The organism is Jatrophihabitans sp. (assembly GCF_036388195.1).
Taxonomy (GTDB): domain Bacteria; phylum Actinomycetota; class Actinomycetes; order Mycobacteriales; family Jatrophihabitantaceae; genus Jatrophihabitans_A.
In genome coordinates, this window is the sequence record NZ_DASVSG010000077.1 from 1 (window position 1) to 18,257 (window position 18,257).

At 69.2% G+C, this 18,257-nt stretch carries 16 protein-coding genes; 3 read left to right on the top strand and 13 right to left on the bottom strand.

Features of this window, described 5'->3' with window-relative positions:
- The 9 genes from VF612_RS08100 to VF612_RS08140 all read right to left on the bottom strand — a co-directional run.
- The coding region (locus tag VF612_RS08100; RefSeq protein WP_408659348.1) for a hypothetical protein at positions 1 to 323 on the bottom strand (323 nt) is incomplete at its 3' end.
- Positions 323 to 823: a LapA family protein gene (locus VF612_RS08105; protein ID WP_408659349.1), complete on the bottom strand. Its 501-nt coding sequence runs from the start codon at positions 821 to 823 to the stop codon at positions 323 to 325. The genes VF612_RS08105 and VF612_RS08100, both read right to left, overlap by 1 nt.
- A 114-nt stretch (positions 824 to 937) precedes the next feature.
- Entirely contained in the window at positions 938 to 2,785 is a 1,848-nt protein-coding gene (locus VF612_RS08110; RefSeq protein ID WP_408659350.1) for an FAD/NAD(P)-binding protein, read from the bottom strand.
- A 44-nt stretch (positions 2,786 to 2,829) separates the two neighbouring features.
- Positions 2,830 to 3,570: an alanyl-tRNA editing protein gene (locus VF612_RS08115; RefSeq protein ID WP_408659351.1), complete on the bottom strand. Its 741-nt coding sequence runs from the start codon at positions 3,568 to 3,570 to the stop codon at positions 2,830 to 2,832.
- Entirely contained in the window at positions 3,567 to 4,814 is a 1,248-nt protein-coding gene (locus VF612_RS08120) for an ATP-grasp domain-containing protein (RefSeq protein ID WP_408659352.1), read from the bottom strand. Before VF612_RS08120 ends, VF612_RS08115 begins: the two co-directional genes overlap by 4 nt.
- Complete coding sequence (gene argH, locus VF612_RS08125) at positions 4,811 to 6,298, bottom strand: argininosuccinate lyase (protein WP_408659353.1); 1,488 nt, start codon at positions 6,296 to 6,298, stop codon at positions 4,811 to 4,813. The genes VF612_RS08120 and argH overlap by 4 nt, the downstream gene beginning before the upstream one ends.
- Positions 6,299 to 6,329: 31 nt before the next feature.
- The gene (locus tag VF612_RS08130; RefSeq protein ID WP_408659354.1) at positions 6,330 to 7,391 is read right to left on the bottom strand and encodes a pyridoxal-phosphate dependent enzyme; all 1,062 of its coding nucleotides are present in this window, start codon (positions 7,389 to 7,391) and stop codon (positions 6,330 to 6,332) included.
- The gene (locus VF612_RS08135) at positions 7,388 to 8,422 is read right to left on the bottom strand and encodes a hypothetical protein (RefSeq protein ID WP_408659355.1); all 1,035 of its coding nucleotides are present in this window, start codon (positions 8,420 to 8,422) and stop codon (positions 7,388 to 7,390) included. Before VF612_RS08135 ends, VF612_RS08130 begins: the two co-directional genes overlap by 4 nt.
- 37 nt (positions 8,423 to 8,459) lie before the next feature.
- Positions 8,460 to 9,185: a class I SAM-dependent methyltransferase gene (locus VF612_RS08140; RefSeq protein ID WP_408659356.1), complete on the bottom strand. Its 726-nt coding sequence runs from the start codon at positions 9,183 to 9,185 to the stop codon at positions 8,460 to 8,462.
- A 725-nt stretch (positions 9,186 to 9,910) separates the two neighbouring features.
- Between VF612_RS08140 and VF612_RS08145 the strand changes: the two genes are divergently transcribed.
- Complete coding sequence (locus tag VF612_RS08145) at positions 9,911 to 11,281, top strand: class I tRNA ligase family protein (protein ID WP_408659357.1); 1,371 nt, start codon at positions 9,911 to 9,913, stop codon at positions 11,279 to 11,281.
- Positions 11,282 to 11,615: 334 nt separating this feature from the next.
- On the opposite strand, the gene VF612_RS08150 is transcribed toward VF612_RS08145, so the two are convergent.
- Positions 11,616 to 12,560 (bottom strand): hypothetical protein, encoded by a 945-nt coding sequence (locus tag VF612_RS08150; protein ID WP_408659358.1) that lies wholly within the window; start codon positions 12,558 to 12,560, stop codon positions 11,616 to 11,618.
- A gap of 334 nt (positions 12,561 to 12,894) precedes the next feature.
- Complete coding sequence (locus VF612_RS08155; RefSeq protein WP_408659359.1) at positions 12,895 to 13,269, bottom strand: MmcQ/YjbR family DNA-binding protein; 375 nt, start codon at positions 13,267 to 13,269, stop codon at positions 12,895 to 12,897.
- A 267-nt stretch (positions 13,270 to 13,536) separates the two neighbouring features.
- On the opposite strand from VF612_RS08155, the gene VF612_RS08160 reads away from it, so the two are divergent.
- Positions 13,537 to 14,805, top strand: a complete 1,269-nt coding sequence (locus VF612_RS08160) for an MFS transporter (protein WP_408659360.1) — start codon at positions 13,537 to 13,539, stop codon at positions 14,803 to 14,805.
- On the top strand, positions 14,802 to 16,160 hold the full coding sequence (locus tag VF612_RS08165; protein ID WP_408659361.1) for a hypothetical protein: 1,359 nt from the start codon (positions 14,802 to 14,804) through the stop codon (positions 16,158 to 16,160). Before VF612_RS08160 ends, VF612_RS08165 begins: the two co-directional genes overlap by 4 nt.
- Here the strand turns inward: VF612_RS08165 and VF612_RS08170 are convergent.
- On the bottom strand, positions 16,157 to 16,549 hold the full coding sequence (locus VF612_RS08170; RefSeq protein WP_408659362.1) for a hypothetical protein: 393 nt from the start codon (positions 16,547 to 16,549) through the stop codon (positions 16,157 to 16,159). The two genes, VF612_RS08165 and VF612_RS08170, sit on opposite strands and share 4 nt — an antisense overlap.
- A gap of 190 nt (positions 16,550 to 16,739) precedes the next feature.
- A complete protein-coding gene (locus VF612_RS08175; RefSeq protein ID WP_408659363.1) occupies positions 16,740 to 18,146 on the bottom strand; it encodes a PAS domain S-box protein in 1,407 nt (468 codons plus the stop codon).
- Positions 18,147 to 18,257 lie beyond the last annotated feature (111 nt).

Sequence of the window (18,257 nt, forward strand, 5' to 3'; positions counted from 1 at the left end):
TGCTCGACGATCTGGAACGTCCAGCAGCCGGGAATCACGTCCCGCCCGATCAGGACGTCGGCGACCGTCTGGGCGGTCTCGTCCTCGCCCGCGTCGCGCAGCGCCTGCACCGCCTCCTGCAGGATCCGGTCGGCCGTGCCCGAGCGGCGGTGAAAGGTGTAGAGCAGCCCGCGGGCCTCCTCCACCACCTCCAGCGCCTCGGACAGCTTGCCCAGCGCCGCCACCAGCTCGTCGCTCGCGCCGGCCGGCCGCTGCTTGGCCACCGGACGCTCCGGATGCGCCGCCCGGCCGAACCGCTGGAGCAGCTCGTCGTCGCCCGGCATCAGCCGAGGCTCCGGCCGCCGGGGACGTTCTTGCGCAACGCCCTGCGCAGCTGCATGATCCGCAGGCTGCCGGGGATGGCGACCAGCAGCACACCTAGCACGGCGGACAGCAGGATCGTCAACGCCAGCGAGAACTGGCCCTGCCAGCCGAAGAAGTGCAGGGTGATCCGCCGCGAGTTCTGCGCGATGAAGACGATCAGCAGGATCACGAAGATCGCGGTGGCGATCAGGCCGATCCACAGCCCACTGACCTTGGTGGCCCGGACGTGGCCCTTCTCGTTGAAGCCGGGCGCTGGCGCGCCGGATCCCGCGGTCCGGCCGCCGGCGGCAGGCGCGGCTGGGGCGGCTGGGGCGGCCACCGGCTCGGTGGCCGGGGCCACCGCGGCGCCTGGACCGGTCGCGGACCCCAGATCGGCGGGTGGCACTCGCGGGCCGGTGCCGGGCGCGCCTCCGAGATCCGAGCTGGAGCGAGGCAGCGAGGGATCGTAGGGCTCAGTCACGTCAGACTCCTTCGACGCCGCGCCGATACCACGCTGCTGGGCATCTCACGGCCTGGTGGGCACGTTACCCCTCTTCACCGCAACGCTCGCGGACGTGCCACGGGTGCCGCCGGGTCAGCTCGGAAGGGCGGGCACCCGGTCAGCGGCGAACAGCGCGCTGACGCAGCGGTGCGCGTCATGCAACGGCCTGGAGTAGGACGCCGGCGAGGGAACCAGGTGGTTGTAGAAGGTGGCGCCCTCGCACAGCGGCCCGAGCACCCAGAGCCGCCGGTCAGCCCGGCCCTCGACGTCGATCGGATGCTGGTCGGCGTCGATGTCGATGCCCACCACCTGCCGGCTGCCCGGACGGTGCCGGCGGATCCAGCCTTTGCGCCACAGCGAATCCAGCAACGGGCTGGCTGAGCTGTCCACCGCCGGCGGCTCCACCCAGGCGGCGGCCAGCCAGTCCACCGCGCGGCTGTGCTGGTCGGCCAGCCGGGTGGAGGCCAGCCGCCACCGGCCCTCCTGCGGCTGCCAGCGCACCGACGGAGCCGGCCCGAACGGCGCCGAGGCCACCCCGGCATCGAACAACGCCAGCAGCTCCTGGTGCCGTTCGTACTGCGGGCCGACCACTGCCCGGTTCAGCGCCGGAACGATCCGGGCCGCGAAATACTCCAACGACGCCGGGGTCAGGCCGCCGAAGTCGACGACGTAGCGGAACTGGTCCCGCAGGTCACGCAGCACGTCCAGGGCGCCTTTGACGGGGCTGCCGAGAAAGCCGGACTTCCCTTCGGTGAGGTCCTCCTCGATCACTGTCGACAGCCAGCGCTGGTAGGAATCACTGCTCTGCAGGGACATCGTGCCCGAGCCGTCCAGCGCCGCCTCAGGATCGAAGCGGCCCAGCCGGGCGTCCAAGGCGTCCAGCACCGAGACGATCCCGGGCATCCCCGCGGCCAGCGCGAGCTCGTCGGCCAGCGCCGCCTCGGCCGCCGGTCCGGCGCACCGGGCCTGGGTGCGCCGGTACCCGATCCGCACCTCGGTCAGGATCAGCGGCCAGACATCGCGTTCGAAATCCAGCGGGCCCTCCCGCCGCAGCCGCGCCAGGTCGACGGCCTCTCGGGTGAAGACCAGCGGCCGGTACCGATCGCCGAACTCGACGACCTTCGGCCGGGCCCGGCACGGCAGGCCCGAGCGGGAGTAGAAGAGCAACTCCGGCTCCTGCCCACTGGGCAGGTAGCGCATCCGGTCGCCGTCGGAGACGAACCGGCCGCCCCGTCCGACGGTGAGGCAGGACATCACATCCATCGCTGAGAGCCCGAATCCGCCGATCGCGACGGCCTGTCCGGTGGAAACCCCGGCCAACCGCTCCGGCAACGGATAGGGATCGGCGATCATCCGGTCACCGCCGGGCAGGTCGCTGCCGGCCCGGACGTTCGGGGTGTACCCGGTGGTCAGGAAGGCGTGCTGTACGGAGAGTCGGGATCCGTCGGACAGGGCGACCAGCAACCCGCCGTCGTCGTCGGAGCTGAGGTCCACCGCCTGCGCGCGGTGCAGGGTGACCGACACGTGAGCGGGCACCCGGTCCAGCAACCGGTCCAGGAACCAGGCCAGATAGCCACCGAGCACCCGGCGCGGCAGGAAGTCGGTCGGTCGGATGGGCCGGCCGGTCAGGCCCACCGTGAACCCGTCCTCGGCAATCCGCAGCCCGCGCTCGGTGGCCCACTGGTAGAGCGAGGGCCCGGGACCGTGCACCTGGTCGCCGACCGTGCAGGCATCGGGGAACATCGTCACCTGAGCGCAGGTGGTATTGAGCAACAGGTAATCCGGCTGGTGCCGGGCATGCACGCCGGCCCCGTCGCCGACCGGATCGACGACCTCCACCCGGACCGGGCCGGCCGCGGGCGCCAGGGTGATCAGCCGCTCCAGGACGCCGAGTCCGCGAGAGCCCAGGCCGATGACGGCAACCGACAGCTCAGCTGCCATGCCTCCTACCTCCTGACTATCCATTCCGAGCTGTCCCCGTCGGCTCAACTGCTCAGCCGGATCCGTACCCGGCGGTTCTGCCGTCCCTTGTTCTCGACCTTGTAGACCTGCACATGACCGATCTGGCGGGTGGAGGCGACATGCGTCCCGCCGTCGGCCTGAGCGTCCAGGCCGACGATGTCCACGATCCGCAGCTCCTCGGCCTCAGGTGGGAACACCGCCTGGGTGCGGACGATGTCCGGAATGGCCAGCGCCTCGTCCCGCGGCAGGAACCGCACCTCGATGGCCCGGTCCGCGGCGATCTCGGCGTTCACCGCGTCCTCCAGGCTTTGCTTGAAGTCAGCGGGGATGTCGGGCAGGTTGAAGTCCATCCGGGCCTCGCCCGGCTCCATGTTCCCTCCGGTCACCAGCGCGCCGAAATCGCGGAACACCGTTCCGCACAGCACATGCAGCCCGGAATGGGTTCGCATCAGGGTGCTGCGCCGGACGTCGTCGAGCGCGCCGTGCACTGCCGTCCCGGCCGGCGGCACCGGGTCCTGCGGAGCCGGCAGCAGGTAGAGGTCATCGCCCTTGCGGGTGCCGACGATCCGGGTCTGCACGCCGCCCCACAGCAGCACACCGTGGTCCGGCGGCTGGCCGCCGCCACCGGGATAGAAGGCCGACCGGTCCAGCACGATGCCGGCCTCGGGATCGGCCGGATCGGACCACAGGACGGTGCAGTCCCATTCCCGCAGGGTGACGTCCTCCCAGTCCAGCCGGTGGGTGTGGTGCGAATGTCCTGTCATAAGACGGAGATACCTCTTTCGACCAGCGAGGCCGGGACGATCCTGGCCTCGATCAACGCCAAGGCGTGGTCGGCCCTCTCGGCCGCGATCTCCTCATCCTCGCCCTCGCTGATCAGGTAGCCAAACCGGTCCTGGAAGGAATTGCGCACGCTCAACTGCTGCCCGAGCTCGGCCGTCAGGACGACCTCGACCACGCCGGGCTGCCGGCCCGCGTCAGCCAGCCCGCTCACCTCGGCCAGCCGGCCGGCTTGACGCGGCAGCAGGAATCGAATCGCGGCGCCACCGGACCGGGCCGGTCCCGGCGGCAGCGTCAGGCCGGCGGCCCGGGCGACGGTCTGGCGGATCAGATCCACCCCGGTGGCGACCTCGACGATCCGCGGAATCATCCCGCCGGCCAATCGGGGGTTTACCTCGATGACCCGGATTCCCTCGCTGGACCAACGGAGTTCGGTGTGCGCCGGGCCCCAGCCCAGGCCGAGCGCCCGCAACGCCGCCAGCGCCGCCTCGCCGAGCTCACGCCTGCGGTCGGAGGCCAGCCGCGCCGGAAAGTCGTGACCGATCTCGACGAAGTACGGCTCGGCGCCCAGGTGCTTGCCGGTCACGCCGATCACCCGGTCGTCCAGGGTTTCCACCGAGAACTCCGCGCCGTCGAGGTAGCGCTCGATCAGCACCGCCGACTGCGGTGGCAGGCCCAGAGCCGCGGGGTCGGACTCGAGCACCGTCCGGGCGGCAGCCCCGACCTGACCGGCATCGTCACAGCGGCGCACTCCGACGGATCCCGAGCCGGCCGTGGGCTTGACCACCACCGGAAACCGCATCCGGGCCGCGGCGGCCACTGCCTCGTCGCAGCTGCCCGCGACGGCGAAGTCCGGGCAGCCGACGCCGGCGGCCTGCAGGATGCGCCGCTGGCTGGCCTTGTCCCGGCATGCGCGCACCGCTGCCGGGTCCGCGTGTGGCAGGCCCAGCGCCCGGGCGGCCTCGCTCGCGGTGGCGATGTAGTACTCCGAGCTGCTGGTCACCGCCGACACCGGCCCCGGCAGCTCCGCGCAGGCCGCGACCACCGCGTCGAGACTGCCGGTGTCGAGCACCCGGCTCTCGATCCCGTCCGCGGCGATGTAGGGGTAGCGATGCGGATCGCGGGCCAGCACCACCGGCCGCAGCCCCAGGTCCCGTGCCGCCCCGCAGAACAGCCTGCCCGAGCCGGTGGTATTGCTCTCGACGAGCACGAACCAGGCTCCGGTCATCCGGTCTCCCCCGGCTGATCCGGCGGCGAGTCCGGACCCGGCGACAGCAGGGACTCGACCGCCGCGGCCAGCTGGCCGGTCGAGCCGTTGACCAGCTCGCGCCAGTCCTGGACCCATTGCCGATGGCCCTTCCAGGACGCGCACGCCTGGCCGAAGGGCCGGTCGAAGTCCCCGGGCCCGCCGCCGAACCGCTGGTCCTGCACCAGGTCGGCAAGATTCAATTCGGCCAGGCCGATGCCGTCGAGCCATCCCGGCGGCCCGAACTCGGCGAGCTTGGTCGAGCCCGCCTCGATCGCCCGGCGCACCGCGTCCCCGACCAGATGGTGCGCGGTCCGGAACGGCATTCCCTGCTGCACCAGCCGGTTGGCGATCGAGGTCGCTGCCGTGAAGCCGCTCTCGGCCCGTTGGGTCATCCGGTCGGGAACCGGCCTGGCGCCGCTGACCAGCACCTGAGCCAGCAGCACCGCCTGCTCACCGGACCGCAGCCCCTGCCAGATGCTGCCCATCGCCTCGGTGCCGACCTCGATGGAGTTGCTGAACGGAACGCCGGCCATCGTGCTGGCCGCCGCCGTCCAGGCGCCGATCGTCTGACCGGGCTTGGCCTTGAGATGCTCCAGCAGGAAGGCATTGCGCTTCTGCGGCATGGCCGAGCTGCCGCCCACCAACCGGTCCGGAAACTCGATGAAGCCGAACTCGGCGGTGCTCCACAGCTGCAGGTCGGTGGCCAGCCGGCTCACTGTGATCGTCAGGCTGCTGACCGCGGCCAGCATCCGCAGCGCGACGTCGCGACTGGCGACGGCGTCCAGGGCATGCGGGTTGCCGGTGCTGAAACCCAGTAACCGGGCGGTCAGCTCCGGATCGATCGCCAGATCGGTGCCGGCTACCGCCCCGGCGCCGAGCGGGCAGGTGCGCAGGTCGGTCGACGCGGCCGCCAGGGTGTCGAGGTCGCGTTCGAGCGCCAGCGCCAACCCGAGCAGGTAATAGCCGTAGCTGATGGGCATCGCCGCCTGGAAATGCGTGTAGACCGGCATCACGACCGAGCGGTACGCCCTGGCGCGCGACAGCAGGACCGCCGTCAGCCGGGCGGCCTGCTCGCCGAAGTCCAGCAGCCAGTCCCGCAGCCGCAGCGTGGTGATGCACGCCTTCAGGTCGTTGCGCGAGCGCCCGGTATGCAGCACACCGCCGATGTCCGGGCCGAGCCTTTCGATCAGGTATCCCTCGTACATCAGGTAGAGCCCGCGAGGCGCCGGCCGGTCGAGCAGCGGGTCGAATCCCTGACCGGACAGCTCGGCGATGCAGTCGAGCAGGGCGCGGCCGGCGGCCGGTGAGATCAAGTCGTTGGCGGTCAGCATCGCCAGGTGCGCCTGATCGACGCGCGCCATCAGGGCCAGCTCGCCCGCGATCTCGGCCGGGGACGGCTCGCCGTACACGAGCTTCCGGGTGCGCGGGGAGAGCTCGTCGACCAGCCGGCCGGTGCCGCTCATCGTCGTGCCCGGACCCCGGTCGCCGACCGGCTCACCGGGCCGCCTGGGCGACGTCCAGGCGGCCGGCCATCACCTCGGCGTAGCTGCGCCGGCCCCAGTCGAAGGCCGTCCAGGAGCCTTCGGGCCGGCTGGGGTCCTGCACCTGCACCGGCTCGGCCGGCAGCGACGAGTCCAGATGGCCGGCGTTGCGCAGCCAGCCGTCGTCGTACACCGTGTCCTGATAGCGATAACCCTCATCGGGCAGCATCACCACGGTGAGCGCGCTCGGATTCGCCGCGGCCCACCACCGGGCGGCGAGGTAGGCCGCCCCGCCGGACGGTCCCATGAACAGCGCGTGTTGCTGGTGCAGTTGCCGGGTCGCGGCGTAGGCGGCCGACGCCGAGCACCAGTGCACCTGGTCGAAGATCCGATGATCCAGGTTCGCCGGCATCAGGCTCATGCCCAGCCCGCGCAGCTCGCGGTGGCCGTCGGCATGACCGAACAGCACGCTGTGGTGGGTGTCGACACCGATCGCCCGGCACTCGGGCAGCACGGTGCGCAGGTTGCCGACCGTTCCGCACATCGAGCCTCCCGAGCCCACCGGCCCGACCACGCAATCGACCTGCCCGAGACACTCGAGGAGCAACTCGGCCACCATGGCATAGGACCGCGGGTTGTCGGGATTGGAGTACTGCTCCGGGCAGAAGGTCGATTCATGCTCGGCCTTGACCTCAGCCAGCCTTGCCAGCCGGGCGGCCTGATAGCCACCTGGCACGGCGCCCGCGGCGGCCGGCACCCGGTCCACCACCGCGCCGAGGTCCACCAGCCGCCGGTACAGCCGCTCGTCGATCACCGGGTCGCTCACCAGCACCACCCGGCGATTCATGTGCACCCCCTGCATCGCCAGGGCCAGCCCGAAGGTCCCCGACGTGGTTTCGACGATCACCGTGTCCGGACCCAGCACCCCCTGCTCCTCGGCACGCCGCAGGATGAACCGGGCCGGGATCATCTTCATGAGGGTGAAGCAGGCTGCGTAGAGGTTGGGAGCCAGCCTGATCAACCGAGGGATCTGGTAGGTCTCGGTAGCCTCGGAGAACGCGGTCTGGAGGCTCATCCGGTCAGTACCTCCATGTTGTCCAGGGTCGTCAGGGCTGCCCCCTCCAGGACCGCCGGGCCGGTCAGCGCGGCCGATACCCCGATCAGTCCGAGGATCGCGATGCCGGTGGACGAGGCGCTCGCCCGGAGTTCGGCGGCGCACCGGCGCACCCGCTTCTCGGCCTCCGGCAGCTGCGCGTCGAAGATCAACCCGGCGACGGTGCCGCTGTGGGCCACCTGGATGCCACAGCCACCATGGCGCAGGCAGGCCTCCAGCAGGAGATCCAGATGGGGCTTGGGCAGGTAGCGCTCGTTGATGCGCGCGCTCGCGGTAGCCACCCGTCCCAGCAGCGCGGTGTCCGACAGCGCCACCGCGCGGCGCAGCGCCGCTCGCAGCACCCCGAAGCTGGCCACCTCGGCATCGTCGTAGTCGGCCGGTTGCAGCCGGAGGGTGTCGACCCGGGCAGCGGGCTCGGTGTCGCAGCTGATCACGAACATCGGCGGCAGGCGGTAGCCGAAGGTCTCGAGCACCACACCGTCACGATGGCCGAACAGCACCACCCGATCATCGATCATGATCGAATCCGAGGCGCACTCGGCCATCACGGCGAGCTGGGCCACTTCGCCCCTGGTCAGCTCGATGCCGTGGAAATCGGCCACCGCGCGGATCGTGGCGGTGACATCGCTGGTCGAGGAGCCCATTCCGATCCCGCGAGGCACGTCGCTGACGATCTCGACCAGGCCACCCTTGGCCGGGGCCGGATGCGTGGTGAACCGCCGCAGCGCCAGCATCGCAGCCCGCCTGACCTTGGTCAGCTCGGGCGGGCCGAGGATTCCGCCGTGGCTGTAGCTCGGATGGAACACCGCTCGGGTTCCCCGGCTGGGTTGCGGCAGCGTCACCAGCGCACGGCGGAGCTGGCCTCCGGAGTCGTAGAACATGCCCTGGAGCAACTCGCCGTGATGGGCAGGCGCGTACCCGACGCCGACCTCCATGCTCGCCGAGCGGTACGGGCGGTCATCGACCGGGGACAGTTCCTGAACGGATACCAATATCCACCACCTCTCGCAGCAGCTGTCACGCCCTGGTTCAGCTGGCCGGGTCTGCTGGCTTGGTGACTCGGAAGATCAGGCTCTCGTGCTCGTGGACGTAGTCGCGATAACCGGCGTGCGGCGGCTCCCACCAGCTGGCGACCTCGACCGAGTCGGCTCTCATGCCGACCGAGTCGAGCAGCTTCGTCAGGTCGTCCTGGTCATAGAAGCGGCAGTAGAAGTCGAAGTGGTCGATGTACTCCTTCGGCGCGATCTCGCGAATGTTCGGATCCGACACCTGACAGTCGTTCATCGTCCACATGTTGGCGATCAGGCTGCCGCCCGGCGACAGGATCCGGTCGAACTCGCGAAGCGCGTCCTCGGGATTGGTGAGATGGCCCAGCAGGTCCCAGCAGAAGATGCCGTCGAGGGAGCCGTCCAGGAAACCGGTGTCGAAGGCGTCGACCGTCACGAACACCACCTTGTCGCCGACCCCGGCCTTGGTGGTCACCGTACGGGCGATCGCCATGGCGTTGGCCGAGGTGTCACCGGCCAGCAGGATCGGAGCTCCGGCCGCGAGCGGGGGCAGGTTGCGCCCGTCCCCGCAGGGCAGGTCGAGAATGACCTTCGCCGAGTTCTGCTGGAAGACAGCCGCGGCCGTCTCCGCATAGGGAACCGGTGGATCGCCCCAGAGGTTGGGTTGGCCATTCAACCGGGAGGGCTCGTAGGCGCCATTCCAGAGTGGGATCGCCGCAGCGTCCCGGGACAGCGACTCGGTACTCACAAAAACCTCCATGTGCGTGGCGTAACTGGATCGGGCGCGACCTGCGGATATCGCAGGCTGCACGCGGAATTGAGCGGTAGGGCGATACCCACTGGCCTGCGACGGTCAGCCGGTCGAACGCGGTCCGGGCAGCGCAGCTCATGCGGTCGGCCGAAGCCCTGAGCGACAGGCCGGCCCAGCGCTGCAGTCATAAAGTAGGTCTCCGGCTTCACCAAGTCGGCGCCTCCTCCGCAGCCCAGTGCAGATCTAGAAATAGTCACGGGGGGAGGTTCCGGGGGAAGGCTACAAGGGCGAGCCGTGGGTCCGCAATGGCCAATACCATACGGAGCCGGAGCGCTTTTGCATAGCACAAATCGGACGCGTGGGGGCCTGAAGTAGCGGATCTTCTCCGTAGTCCGCCTTTCTCGAAACGCGGACAAATTGATGTCGCGATCTCGTGACAGACCCGAGTTCGACCGTTTACGCTCACCACGCAACTCCTGTTGCTGTGTGCAGTCGGCGGCCAGAGTTCGTGGGTAGATTGCGTCGCTCGGTAAACGAGTAAGCCCGAGCACCCATCCTTTCCTCCGTATGCACCGGCCTCGACCGAACTGGCGCAGACCTGCCCAGACATAGCACCGTCGGCGCTCGTCAGATTGGAAGACACACATGCCCTACCCGGCCAGCACTCCGACACTGACGCCGCCCGCATCGACGACCCGCGGCACCGAATCGAAGGTGAGCCGATGACCGAGTCCTCCAACGATGTGACCGTCATCGTGATCCCCCAGCCGACGGTCAACGGGCCACTGCACATCGGCCACCTTTCCGGTCCCTACCTCGCTGCCGACATCGCCTCGCGGGCTGCGCGAGGACGCGGTGAGCGGGTGTTCACCCTGGCCGGTGTGGACGTGCACCCGAACTACGTCCTTGCCAAGGCCGAAAAGCTGGGCGTGGACGTGCACGAGATGGTCGCCGACTACCGCTCGCAGATCATGACCGCCTTCGAGCTGGGACGAATCGGCCACGATGTCTTCATCGATCCGGAGCAGCCGGCATTCGAGCGGGCCGTCACCGGCATGCTGAACGAGATGGTGGGCAACGGCAGCATCGAGATGCGGGAGACGGTCCTGCACCAGTGCTCCGACTGCGGCCGGACGCTGCATCATGCCTACGTCGTGGGCAAGTGCCCGGTCTGCGGCAGCGGGGCCAACGGGCTTGCGTGCGAGCCGTGCGGCGGCTTCACCTCGGCCGGCACCCTGGTGCATCCCAGCTGCGCATGCTGCGGCGGCGACCCGAAGCCTGTGGTGACCACCCTTCCGGTCCTGCGCCTGGAGAACTACCGCGATCAGCTGGTTGCCGAGTGGACGCGGGCGGAGCTGCCTGACCGGGTTCGTTCGGTGATCGGCCACTATCTCAAGGCCCCGCTGCCCGATTATCCGGTTGCCTACCCCACGAACTGGGGCATAGAGGGAACCGGCCCGCTGTCGGGCATGCGGATCGACTTCGCGTTCGAGCTCGGCCTGAGCTACCTGTACGGCCCGGCGCATGCGGTGGATCCGGCAGCCGATGGGCTGGCCGAGTGGGTGAGCGCGTGGCAGCGGGGATTCAACGGCATCTGGCACTTCAACGGGATCGACAATGCCTTCTACTTCGGCATCCTGTACCCGGCTGTGTTCGCCGCGGCCGGCGTGTCGGAGCCGAAGATGCGTGGCGCCACCGTCAACGAGCTGTTCCTGCTGGAAGGCCTGAAGTTCTCCACGAGCCGCAACCACGCGCTGTGGGTCAACGAGTACATGGCCTCGGAGGATCCGGAAATGGTACGGCTGTTCCTCTCCTGGCACCGGCCCGACCGCTACGAGTCCAACTTCACCCAGGAGGCGTTCCGAGCCTTCGGTGAGTACGTCCGGCCGCTGTTGGAGGGCAAGCCCACCGGCGCCGGCCTGCCCCCCGCTCTGGCCCGCGGTGAGCTGGAACGGGCAGATCGGGCTTTGCAGCTGACCGGCTTCGACCCGGCGCTGTCGCTGCGTTGCCTGCTCGGAGCCTTGAGCAACGGACATGGCCTCGACTCGGTGGCGATGGCCGCGCTGACCGGACGTCCCGGCCTCAGCAGCTGACATCCCGGCTTAGGCCAGCCTGGGATCTTGCGAGACGGCGGAGAACCTCCGCCGTCCTCAGCTGCCCGCGGGTGACTGCGAATAAGATCTAGCGACAATTCATTTCAAAAGCCTGTAGCAACCATCCGTGATGGCTTTGCTGCCCTCAGTGACTGCAATCTTCTGGTCGTGTCACATACTGCCCCTATTAGGATTGCTGATTCCAGCCGAATCGGGACGGAAGGGACGGCAACGGGCGCCGCGGCTGCTCGCCGCGGCGCCCGTAAGGGGACCGCCCTCGCTCTCGGGCTCGCTGTTGAACCCCAGAGCGTGGCCGGTTACCGTTCGCGCCTGATCAGGTCAGGTTCACTATCTTGTGCATGCCCATGCGGGCGTGCGATACGCCGGTCTCGGCCCCGGGAATCAGGCAGAGCAGGGCATTCAGGCCCGTGGGCAGGTCGAGCTGCAGCACCGCGAACCGCCCGGGCGACATGGCCTGCAGGCCGCGCTGGGTGCTCGTCCAGGCAGCCGGAATGCGCGGCAGGCCGTTGTTGATCCGGTTGTAGTAGTCGTCGAGGTAGGCATCCGTGGTGCCCTCCTTGACCGTCACCCAGACCGCCTCGTGGAGTTCCTCGGAGTCGTTGTAGATCAGCGTGGCGCCGTTGGCGTCGAAGGTGTTCGGCGCGTTGAACATGGGCATGCCGTCACCCATGTGCGAGCTCATCCCGATGGTCGAGCTGAACTCCGGCATGCCTTCCCACTTCGCCTTTCCATGCGCCGTCAGCTTGTGCACGGCCGGCGGCGGTGATCCGAGCGGGCCGATCTCGTTCTGGTCGAAGAAGTAGTAGGTACCAGCTTCCAGGGGCACGGTGACCGACAACGGCGCATAGGGGGTGGTCACCACGCCGCCGATCAAGGTGGCGTGGGCAAGGAGGTTGCGGTGCCCCTCGGCCCGCTGTGCCGGGAGGCTGGACCCACCGAGCTGGAAGTCGGTGATCACCTGGTCCAGGGTGAACCCCGGCTTCACCGAAAGGCCCTGGAAGGCGTGGTAGCTGTCCTCGGGACTTCCGACCCGGAAGGTCACGAAGCCCGCATGCACCGCATCCGGCAGGTCGAATCCGGCACTGGTCATCGTGACGTCGATAACCGGCGCCTTCTTACCCCACGACGCCGGAACGACTACTTTGCCGTGCTCGGCGCCAACGACGGTTGACGCGGCAGCAGGGGCGGCGAACGTGAGTGCCCCGGCGGCGACCAACGAAGCGGCTAATCGAAAAGATCGTTTGCCGGCTATGGACATGGACATCTTCCTCTCAGGGAGTTGTACGGCCGCACGGCCGACATGCCATGGAGATATTGACGGTCGAAACAGCTGGGCCCGTACTCCCCGGGCGGCCAGAGTTTGGGCGTCCTACGTTCAGATGTGGACGGCACATCAAATTGAGCAGTCAACAAGTGACCACCAGCAAATTAGGCCCCGTTCCTAACGCCAGCCGACTGATTAGTCGGCACCGGATGCTAAGACGGAGTTAGAAGTATTGTCAATACCTCTACATAACACGCTGAATTATTGTCGCCCGCGACGGCTCCGCCGGCACATTTCGGCCATGAGCAGCCGGTCACCCAGCAGTCACCTAGCGGAACTGCGCCGGCCAATCGGCCGGGACGCTGGCCAGGAAGTCGGCGGCTGCCTTCCTCGAGACGACCAGGCACCAGGCATCCAGCACCAGTTCAGCCATCTCGACGGGATCGAGCTCGCTGGTGCGCGCCACCACCCACTGATACCTCTCATCCGATTTGCGTGGCATCAGGAACTTGGTGGGCTCGGCGGCGATCAAGGCAGAGCGCTGCTCCCGTGGGTAGCCGAAACCCATCCTCGACTCGTCCGGAGACAGCGAGACGTACACGATCCGGCCGATCCGGAACTTGATGTGGTCGCGTACCAGGCCTTCGGTGGTGCGCGGCAGGCTCATCGCCACCCGGCGGACCTGCTCTGCGGTTACCGCCATGATCGACCTTCCTCCGCGTGGCCGTTGCGGGAACGGTAGCAACCCGACACTCTGCCCGGAACGCCCACCGCCATCGCCGATCTGCTGCTCTCCGGCTGGATCTCGTCGAAAGACACGATATTTCCTCCGCTATTGACGGCTCTCACCGCGCCTTGCGACCATGTGCCACCACCTAGGAGATTTTCGCCGCCGATGCCGTACTCCCCGTCCTGAGCAGCCGGCCAGCCGGCGCGCGGCGGGCCGGCGCAGGTGGCTCGAGCCGATCGGATGACCGCCATCAAGGCAGCTGATTCCACCGACCAGGCCGGCGTCTGGATCACCCTGCGCGAGTCCTCGGTACCGGTCCGGGCGATCCTGGCCGGGGTTCTGGTGAACCAGCTGGGTGGCTTCCTCCAGATCTTCCTGGTGCTGTTCCTCACCGAGCGGGGATTCAGCGCGGTCCAGGCCGGGCTCGCGCTGGGCTGTTACGGCGCCGGGTCCTTCGCCGGCGTCCTGGTGGGCGGCGCCTTCTCCGACCGGCTGGGCCCGCGGTCGGCCGCGTTCGCCTCGATGGCAGGCTTCGCGGGGTTGCTCATCGCGGTGCTCTACCTGCGCGACTTCCCCCTGCTGCTCACCGCTATCACCCTTGCCGGCCTGGTCGGGCGCTTCTACCGTCCGGCAGCCGCGGCGCTGCTGTCGGAGCTGACTCCCCAGCACCGGCAGGTGATGATCTTCGCGGTGTACCGGCTGGCCATCAACCTCGGCACCACCGCCGCGCCGCTGCTGGGAACGCTGCTCATCTCGGTCTCCTACGAGTTGCTGTTCTGGGTGGACGCGATCACTGCTCTGACCTACGGGGTGATCGCGCTGCTGACCCTGCCGAAACAGGCGAAACGGCCAGCGCGGCCCGATGCCGCCGGCCGGCGCGCCGGGGGTTACCGGGCGGTGCTGGTCGATCGGCGCTACGTGCTGTTCCTGCTGGCCACCTTCGTCCAGTGCTGCGTCTACATCCAGTACGTCAGCACCCTGCCGCTGGCGATGAAGGCCGCCGGACTGGCGATGCTCTGGTACAGCGTGGCCATCTCGCTGAACGGGTTCATCGTGATCACGTCCGAGCTGCTGGTCACCAAGATCACCCAGCGACTGCCGATCAAGCTGATCGTCGTGGTGGGCTTCGCGCTGCTGGCGCTCGGCCAGCTGATGTATGCGCTGCCATGGGGCGTCGGGGTCTTCCTGGTCGGCACCATGATCTGGACGATTGCTGAAATCGCCGCGGGGCCGACCATGTTCTCCTATCCTGGCCGGGTGGCGCCCGATGCGCTGCGTGGGCGCTACATCGCCTCGCAGCAGACGATGTTCAATCTCGGCGCCGCGGTAGGTCCAGTGGTGGGCGTCGCGGTCTTCCGAGCGGTCGGCGCGCAGCTCTGGCTCTGGTGTGCGTTGGCGACCATGCTCGGCCTGGGACTCGCGCTGCTCGGAATGCAAGAGCCCGACACTGCCCTCGCCCGGCGCGCGGCAGCTGCCACGCCGGTGGAACTGACCAAGGATCCGGCATGAGCGCCACGTCGCTCACCGATGCCTACCTGGCCGGCTTCGCCGCCAGCGGCGTGCGAGCTGGGCAGATCCTCGACGGCGTGCGGGCCAGCACCGTCGACACCTGTTATATGGGCCGCTCGCTGAGCCGGCCGGCCTTTCTCGACCAGGCGACCCTCAGCACGCTGAGCAGCGATCTCGAACAGCTGCACCTGGCCCTGACCGGGCTGCCCGACCGGCTGTTCGGCGGCGACATGGCCGCCTTCGCCCGCGCGGTCGGAGCGACCGACGCCCAAGCCGACATCATCCTGCGCGGGCGCGGCAGCACCCCTTCGCGGATGGGCCGAGCCGACTTCTACCGCGACGGTTTGGGGTTCCGGCTGCTGGAGATCAACTGGGGCGCGGCGCTGGGCGGCCTGGACGGCGCGGTGCTGAACCGGGAGATGATGCAGCAGCCGTTCGTCGGCGACTTCGTGCGAGAGCACCGGCTCGGCTACGTCGATCCGATGGTCGAGCTGGTGCACACGCTGTTCGCCGAGTGCGACTTGGCGCCCGGCAGCACACCGGTGATCGCGTTGACGGACTGGCCGGAGAGTTTCAAGACCCTGGAGCCGCGGTTGCACAAGAGCGCCCAGGCCTACGCCTTGTACGGTATCGACGCCCGCCCCTGCCACGTCGGGCAACTGCGCTATGCCGATGGCCGGGTCTGGCTCGATGATGTCGCAGTCGACGTGGTGTACCGGCTGTTCCTGATGGAAGATCTGCTGGACGAGGCAGGCCCGGCTCTGATCGAACCGGTGCTGCGGGCCGCCGAGCGGGGCGAGGTCGCGATCTTCTCCCCCATGGACGCCGACCTCTACGGCAGCAAGGGCGCGCTGGCGCTGCTGTCCGACGAGGCCAACCGGCCGCTGTACCAGCCTGACGTGCTGGCCATCCTGGACCGGATCCTGCCCTGGACGCGGATGGCGCGCTCCGGTCCGGTGACGGTGTCCGGCGCCACCGTCGACCTCACCGACTACGCGCTGGCCGAGCAGAACGAGCTGATCATCAAGCCGACCCTGCTACACGGCGGTATGGGGATCGTCGCCGGCTGGCTGGCCGAGCCGGCTGAGTGGCGGGCCTGCCTGGCGGCGGCGATGGACCAGCCCTACGTGGTGCAGCGGCGGATCCACCCGGTCCCCGAGAGGTTCCCCACCGACACCGGAACCGAGGACTGGACCCTGACCTGGGGCGCCTTCATGGCCTACCGGGGCTATGGCGGAATGTTCGTACGCGGCAGCCGCGATCTCGACGGCACGGTGAACATGTCCAGCGGCGCCACCGGAACGTGCTGCTTCACCGAGCTGGCGGCTGCTGATCCTTCACCGGTGCGCGGTTAGCGGTTGCCGGCCTGGTCGACGCTGACGACGTACCGGAACACCGCGCTGCGCTGCCAGCCTGCGAGCCTGGAATCATCGCTCGCCCCGATCACGGTCAGGAAGTGGGCGCCGGCCATCGAGGCCGGCACCGAGAGCCGGTAGCGGAAGACACCGTCCTGGTCGGCCCGGCCGCCGGGGAGCGTCGTCGCGGCGGCGGAGCCGCGGAGCAGGATCAGCTCGCCCGGGTCGAATCCGGTCACTACGACCGTGGTGCTGGAGCCGGGTCGCAGCCGCGCCGGGGTGTCCACCGGCCGGCCGTGGTCGTCCACCACGCGTGCCTGGACGATCTGGCTGACCGGGTGCAGCGTCGGGAACAGCCGGCCCGGGGACAACCAGAGGGACGCGGGCACCGACAGGGACAACGCACCCAGCGCGCCTACCGCAATGACAGCTTTGCGAAGCGAGCGGGCTGATTCTCCCGGCATAAGGCAGGTCCTCACTGTGAGCGTCGGATGCCCTATCGGCTGCTCGGCCGTGCGCTGAACACCCACGCCGATGTTTTCTGGGGTCCGGCAGCAGGCGCTCGCTCCGGCCGCCGGCTCACCGGCCGGAGCCGGCCTGCCAGTCGGGGTGGACGTACAGGGTGCGGGTGGTGCTGCGCGCCGGCTGGGTCCCGTCATTGCGGTACAGGACATGCGATCCGCCGCCAGCCGTCCGCGCCTCCACCAGCGCGCTTCTGGCCTGGGCGAGCAGCGTCTCGCTCTGGGCGGCATCGTCACCGGGATCGCCGGCCAGCACCGCCATGCCCAGATTGGCCGACATCGAGAACTGCCGCCCGCCGATCGTCTCGGGGGCGGCCAGCGCCTCCTCCAGCCGTCGGGCCACGGCCTTGACCTGCTCGGGGCCGACCTCCTCGGTGATGATCACGAACTGGTTCTCGCCCACCCTGCTGATCACGTCCGTGCCCCGCAGCGTGGTGCGCAACCGCTGGGCGAGCGCCACCTGCAGGTCATCGGCCAGGCCGCTGGACGGGTCCTGGCCGGCGGTGAACTCGTCCCAGCCGTCGAGTTCGGCGAGCAGGACGGCGCAGCCGGTGCCGATCCGGTGCGCGCGCTGCACCGTCTCGACCAGACCCTGATCGAGCGCGGCCGGGTTGAGCATCCCGGTCAGCGGGTCCAATCGGGCCGCGAGCTCGACATCGTGGTCAGCGCGCTGGCTCAGGTCCTCGACCTGGCCCAGGGCGAACAGCGGCCGGTCGTCGTCGTCGAACAGCGGGGTGGCGGTCACCCGCACCCAGCAGATGCTGCCGTCCGAGCGCACGAACCGCTTCTCGGTCCGGAACGGCGTGCGCCGGCCCGCCAGCGCCCGCCGCATCGCCGAGGCGGTCGGCCCGCGGTCCTCGGGATGGGTGAGCTCCTCGAACGGGCGGGCAAGCAACTGCTCGCGGGTGTAGCCGGTGAGCCGGCACAGCGCATCGTTGACCCGCAGGTATCGGCCGGCATCGGACGGGCCGAGGCTGATCATCGCCATTCCGACCACGCCCTCCTCGAAGGCGATTCGCAGCGCCTGATCGGAGATCCGGAGCTGGTCCAAGCGCTGGCTCAGCAGGTCCTGCTGAGCGCTCAGCCGCGCCGTCAGTTCAGCGGTGTCCAGCAATGCCGCGGCATGGGCCAGCACCAGCCGCAGGCTGGTGTCGCCGAGCCGACCGGCGCCGGCCGCGGACCCGCGCTCGAGCATCAGCCAACCCAGCCGCTGACCGGCAGGGCCGATGATCGGATGTGCCTCCGGCTCCCCCGGTCCGGCCTGCTCCCGCCGTCGCCACCGCCCGCGCACCGGCGCTGCCGGCTCGTCGGGGTCGGCGACCAGCGCCGCGGCGTTGCGCCCGGCCAGCGCGAGGGTGTCCATGCCACCGTCGCCGGCCAGCCCGCGCACCGCGACGGCTGAGGCCCCCAGCAGGGCTAAGGCATCCTCAGCCAGCTCGCTGAGCCCGGCTGGAACCTCGGTCATGGGGTACGCCTTCTCCGATGTCGAGGACATCAGTCAGATCAATGCGCGAGATCAGGACACAATTACAATACGCATCGTCTTAGGAGAAAGCGGACAGTCGGGGAATTTGTC

Bases quoted from the DNA above. Each gene is read 5' to 3' on its own strand.
- VF612_RS08115 (WP_408659351.1), bottom strand. From the start codon at position 3,570: ATGACAGGACATTCGCACCACACCCACCGGCTGGACTGGGAGGACGTC.
- VF612_RS08175 (WP_408659363.1), bottom strand. From the start codon at position 18,146: ATGACCGAGGTTCCAGCCGGGCTCAGCGAGCTGGCTGAGGATGCCTTA.
- VF612_RS08155 (WP_408659359.1), bottom strand. From the start codon at position 13,269: ATGGCGGTAACCGCAGAGCAGGTCCGCCGGGTGGCGATGAGCCTGCCG.
- VF612_RS08120 (WP_408659352.1), bottom strand. From the start codon at position 4,814: ATGACCGGAGCCTGGTTCGTGCTCGTCGAGAGCAATACCACCGGCTCG.
- VF612_RS08145 (WP_408659357.1), top strand. From the start codon at position 9,911: ATGACCGAGTCCTCCAACGATGTGACCGTCATCGTGATCCCCCAGCCG.
- VF612_RS08160 (WP_408659360.1), top strand. From the start codon at position 13,537: ATGACCGCCATCAAGGCAGCTGATTCCACCGACCAGGCCGGCGTCTGG.
- VF612_RS08130 (WP_408659354.1), bottom strand. From the start codon at position 7,391: ATGAGCCTCCAGACCGCGTTCTCCGAGGCTACCGAGACCTACCAGATC.
- argH (WP_408659353.1), bottom strand. From the start codon at position 6,298: ATGAGCGGCACCGGCCGGCTGGTCGACGAGCTCTCCCCGCGCACCCGG.
- VF612_RS08150 (WP_408659358.1), bottom strand. From the start codon at position 12,560: ATGTCCATAGCCGGCAAACGATCTTTTCGATTAGCCGCTTCGTTGGTC.
- VF612_RS08165 (WP_408659361.1), top strand. From the start codon at position 14,802: ATGAGCGCCACGTCGCTCACCGATGCCTACCTGGCCGGCTTCGCCGCC.
- VF612_RS08110 (WP_408659350.1), bottom strand. From the start codon at position 2,785: ATGGCAGCTGAGCTGTCGGTTGCCGTCATCGGCCTGGGCTCTCGCGGA.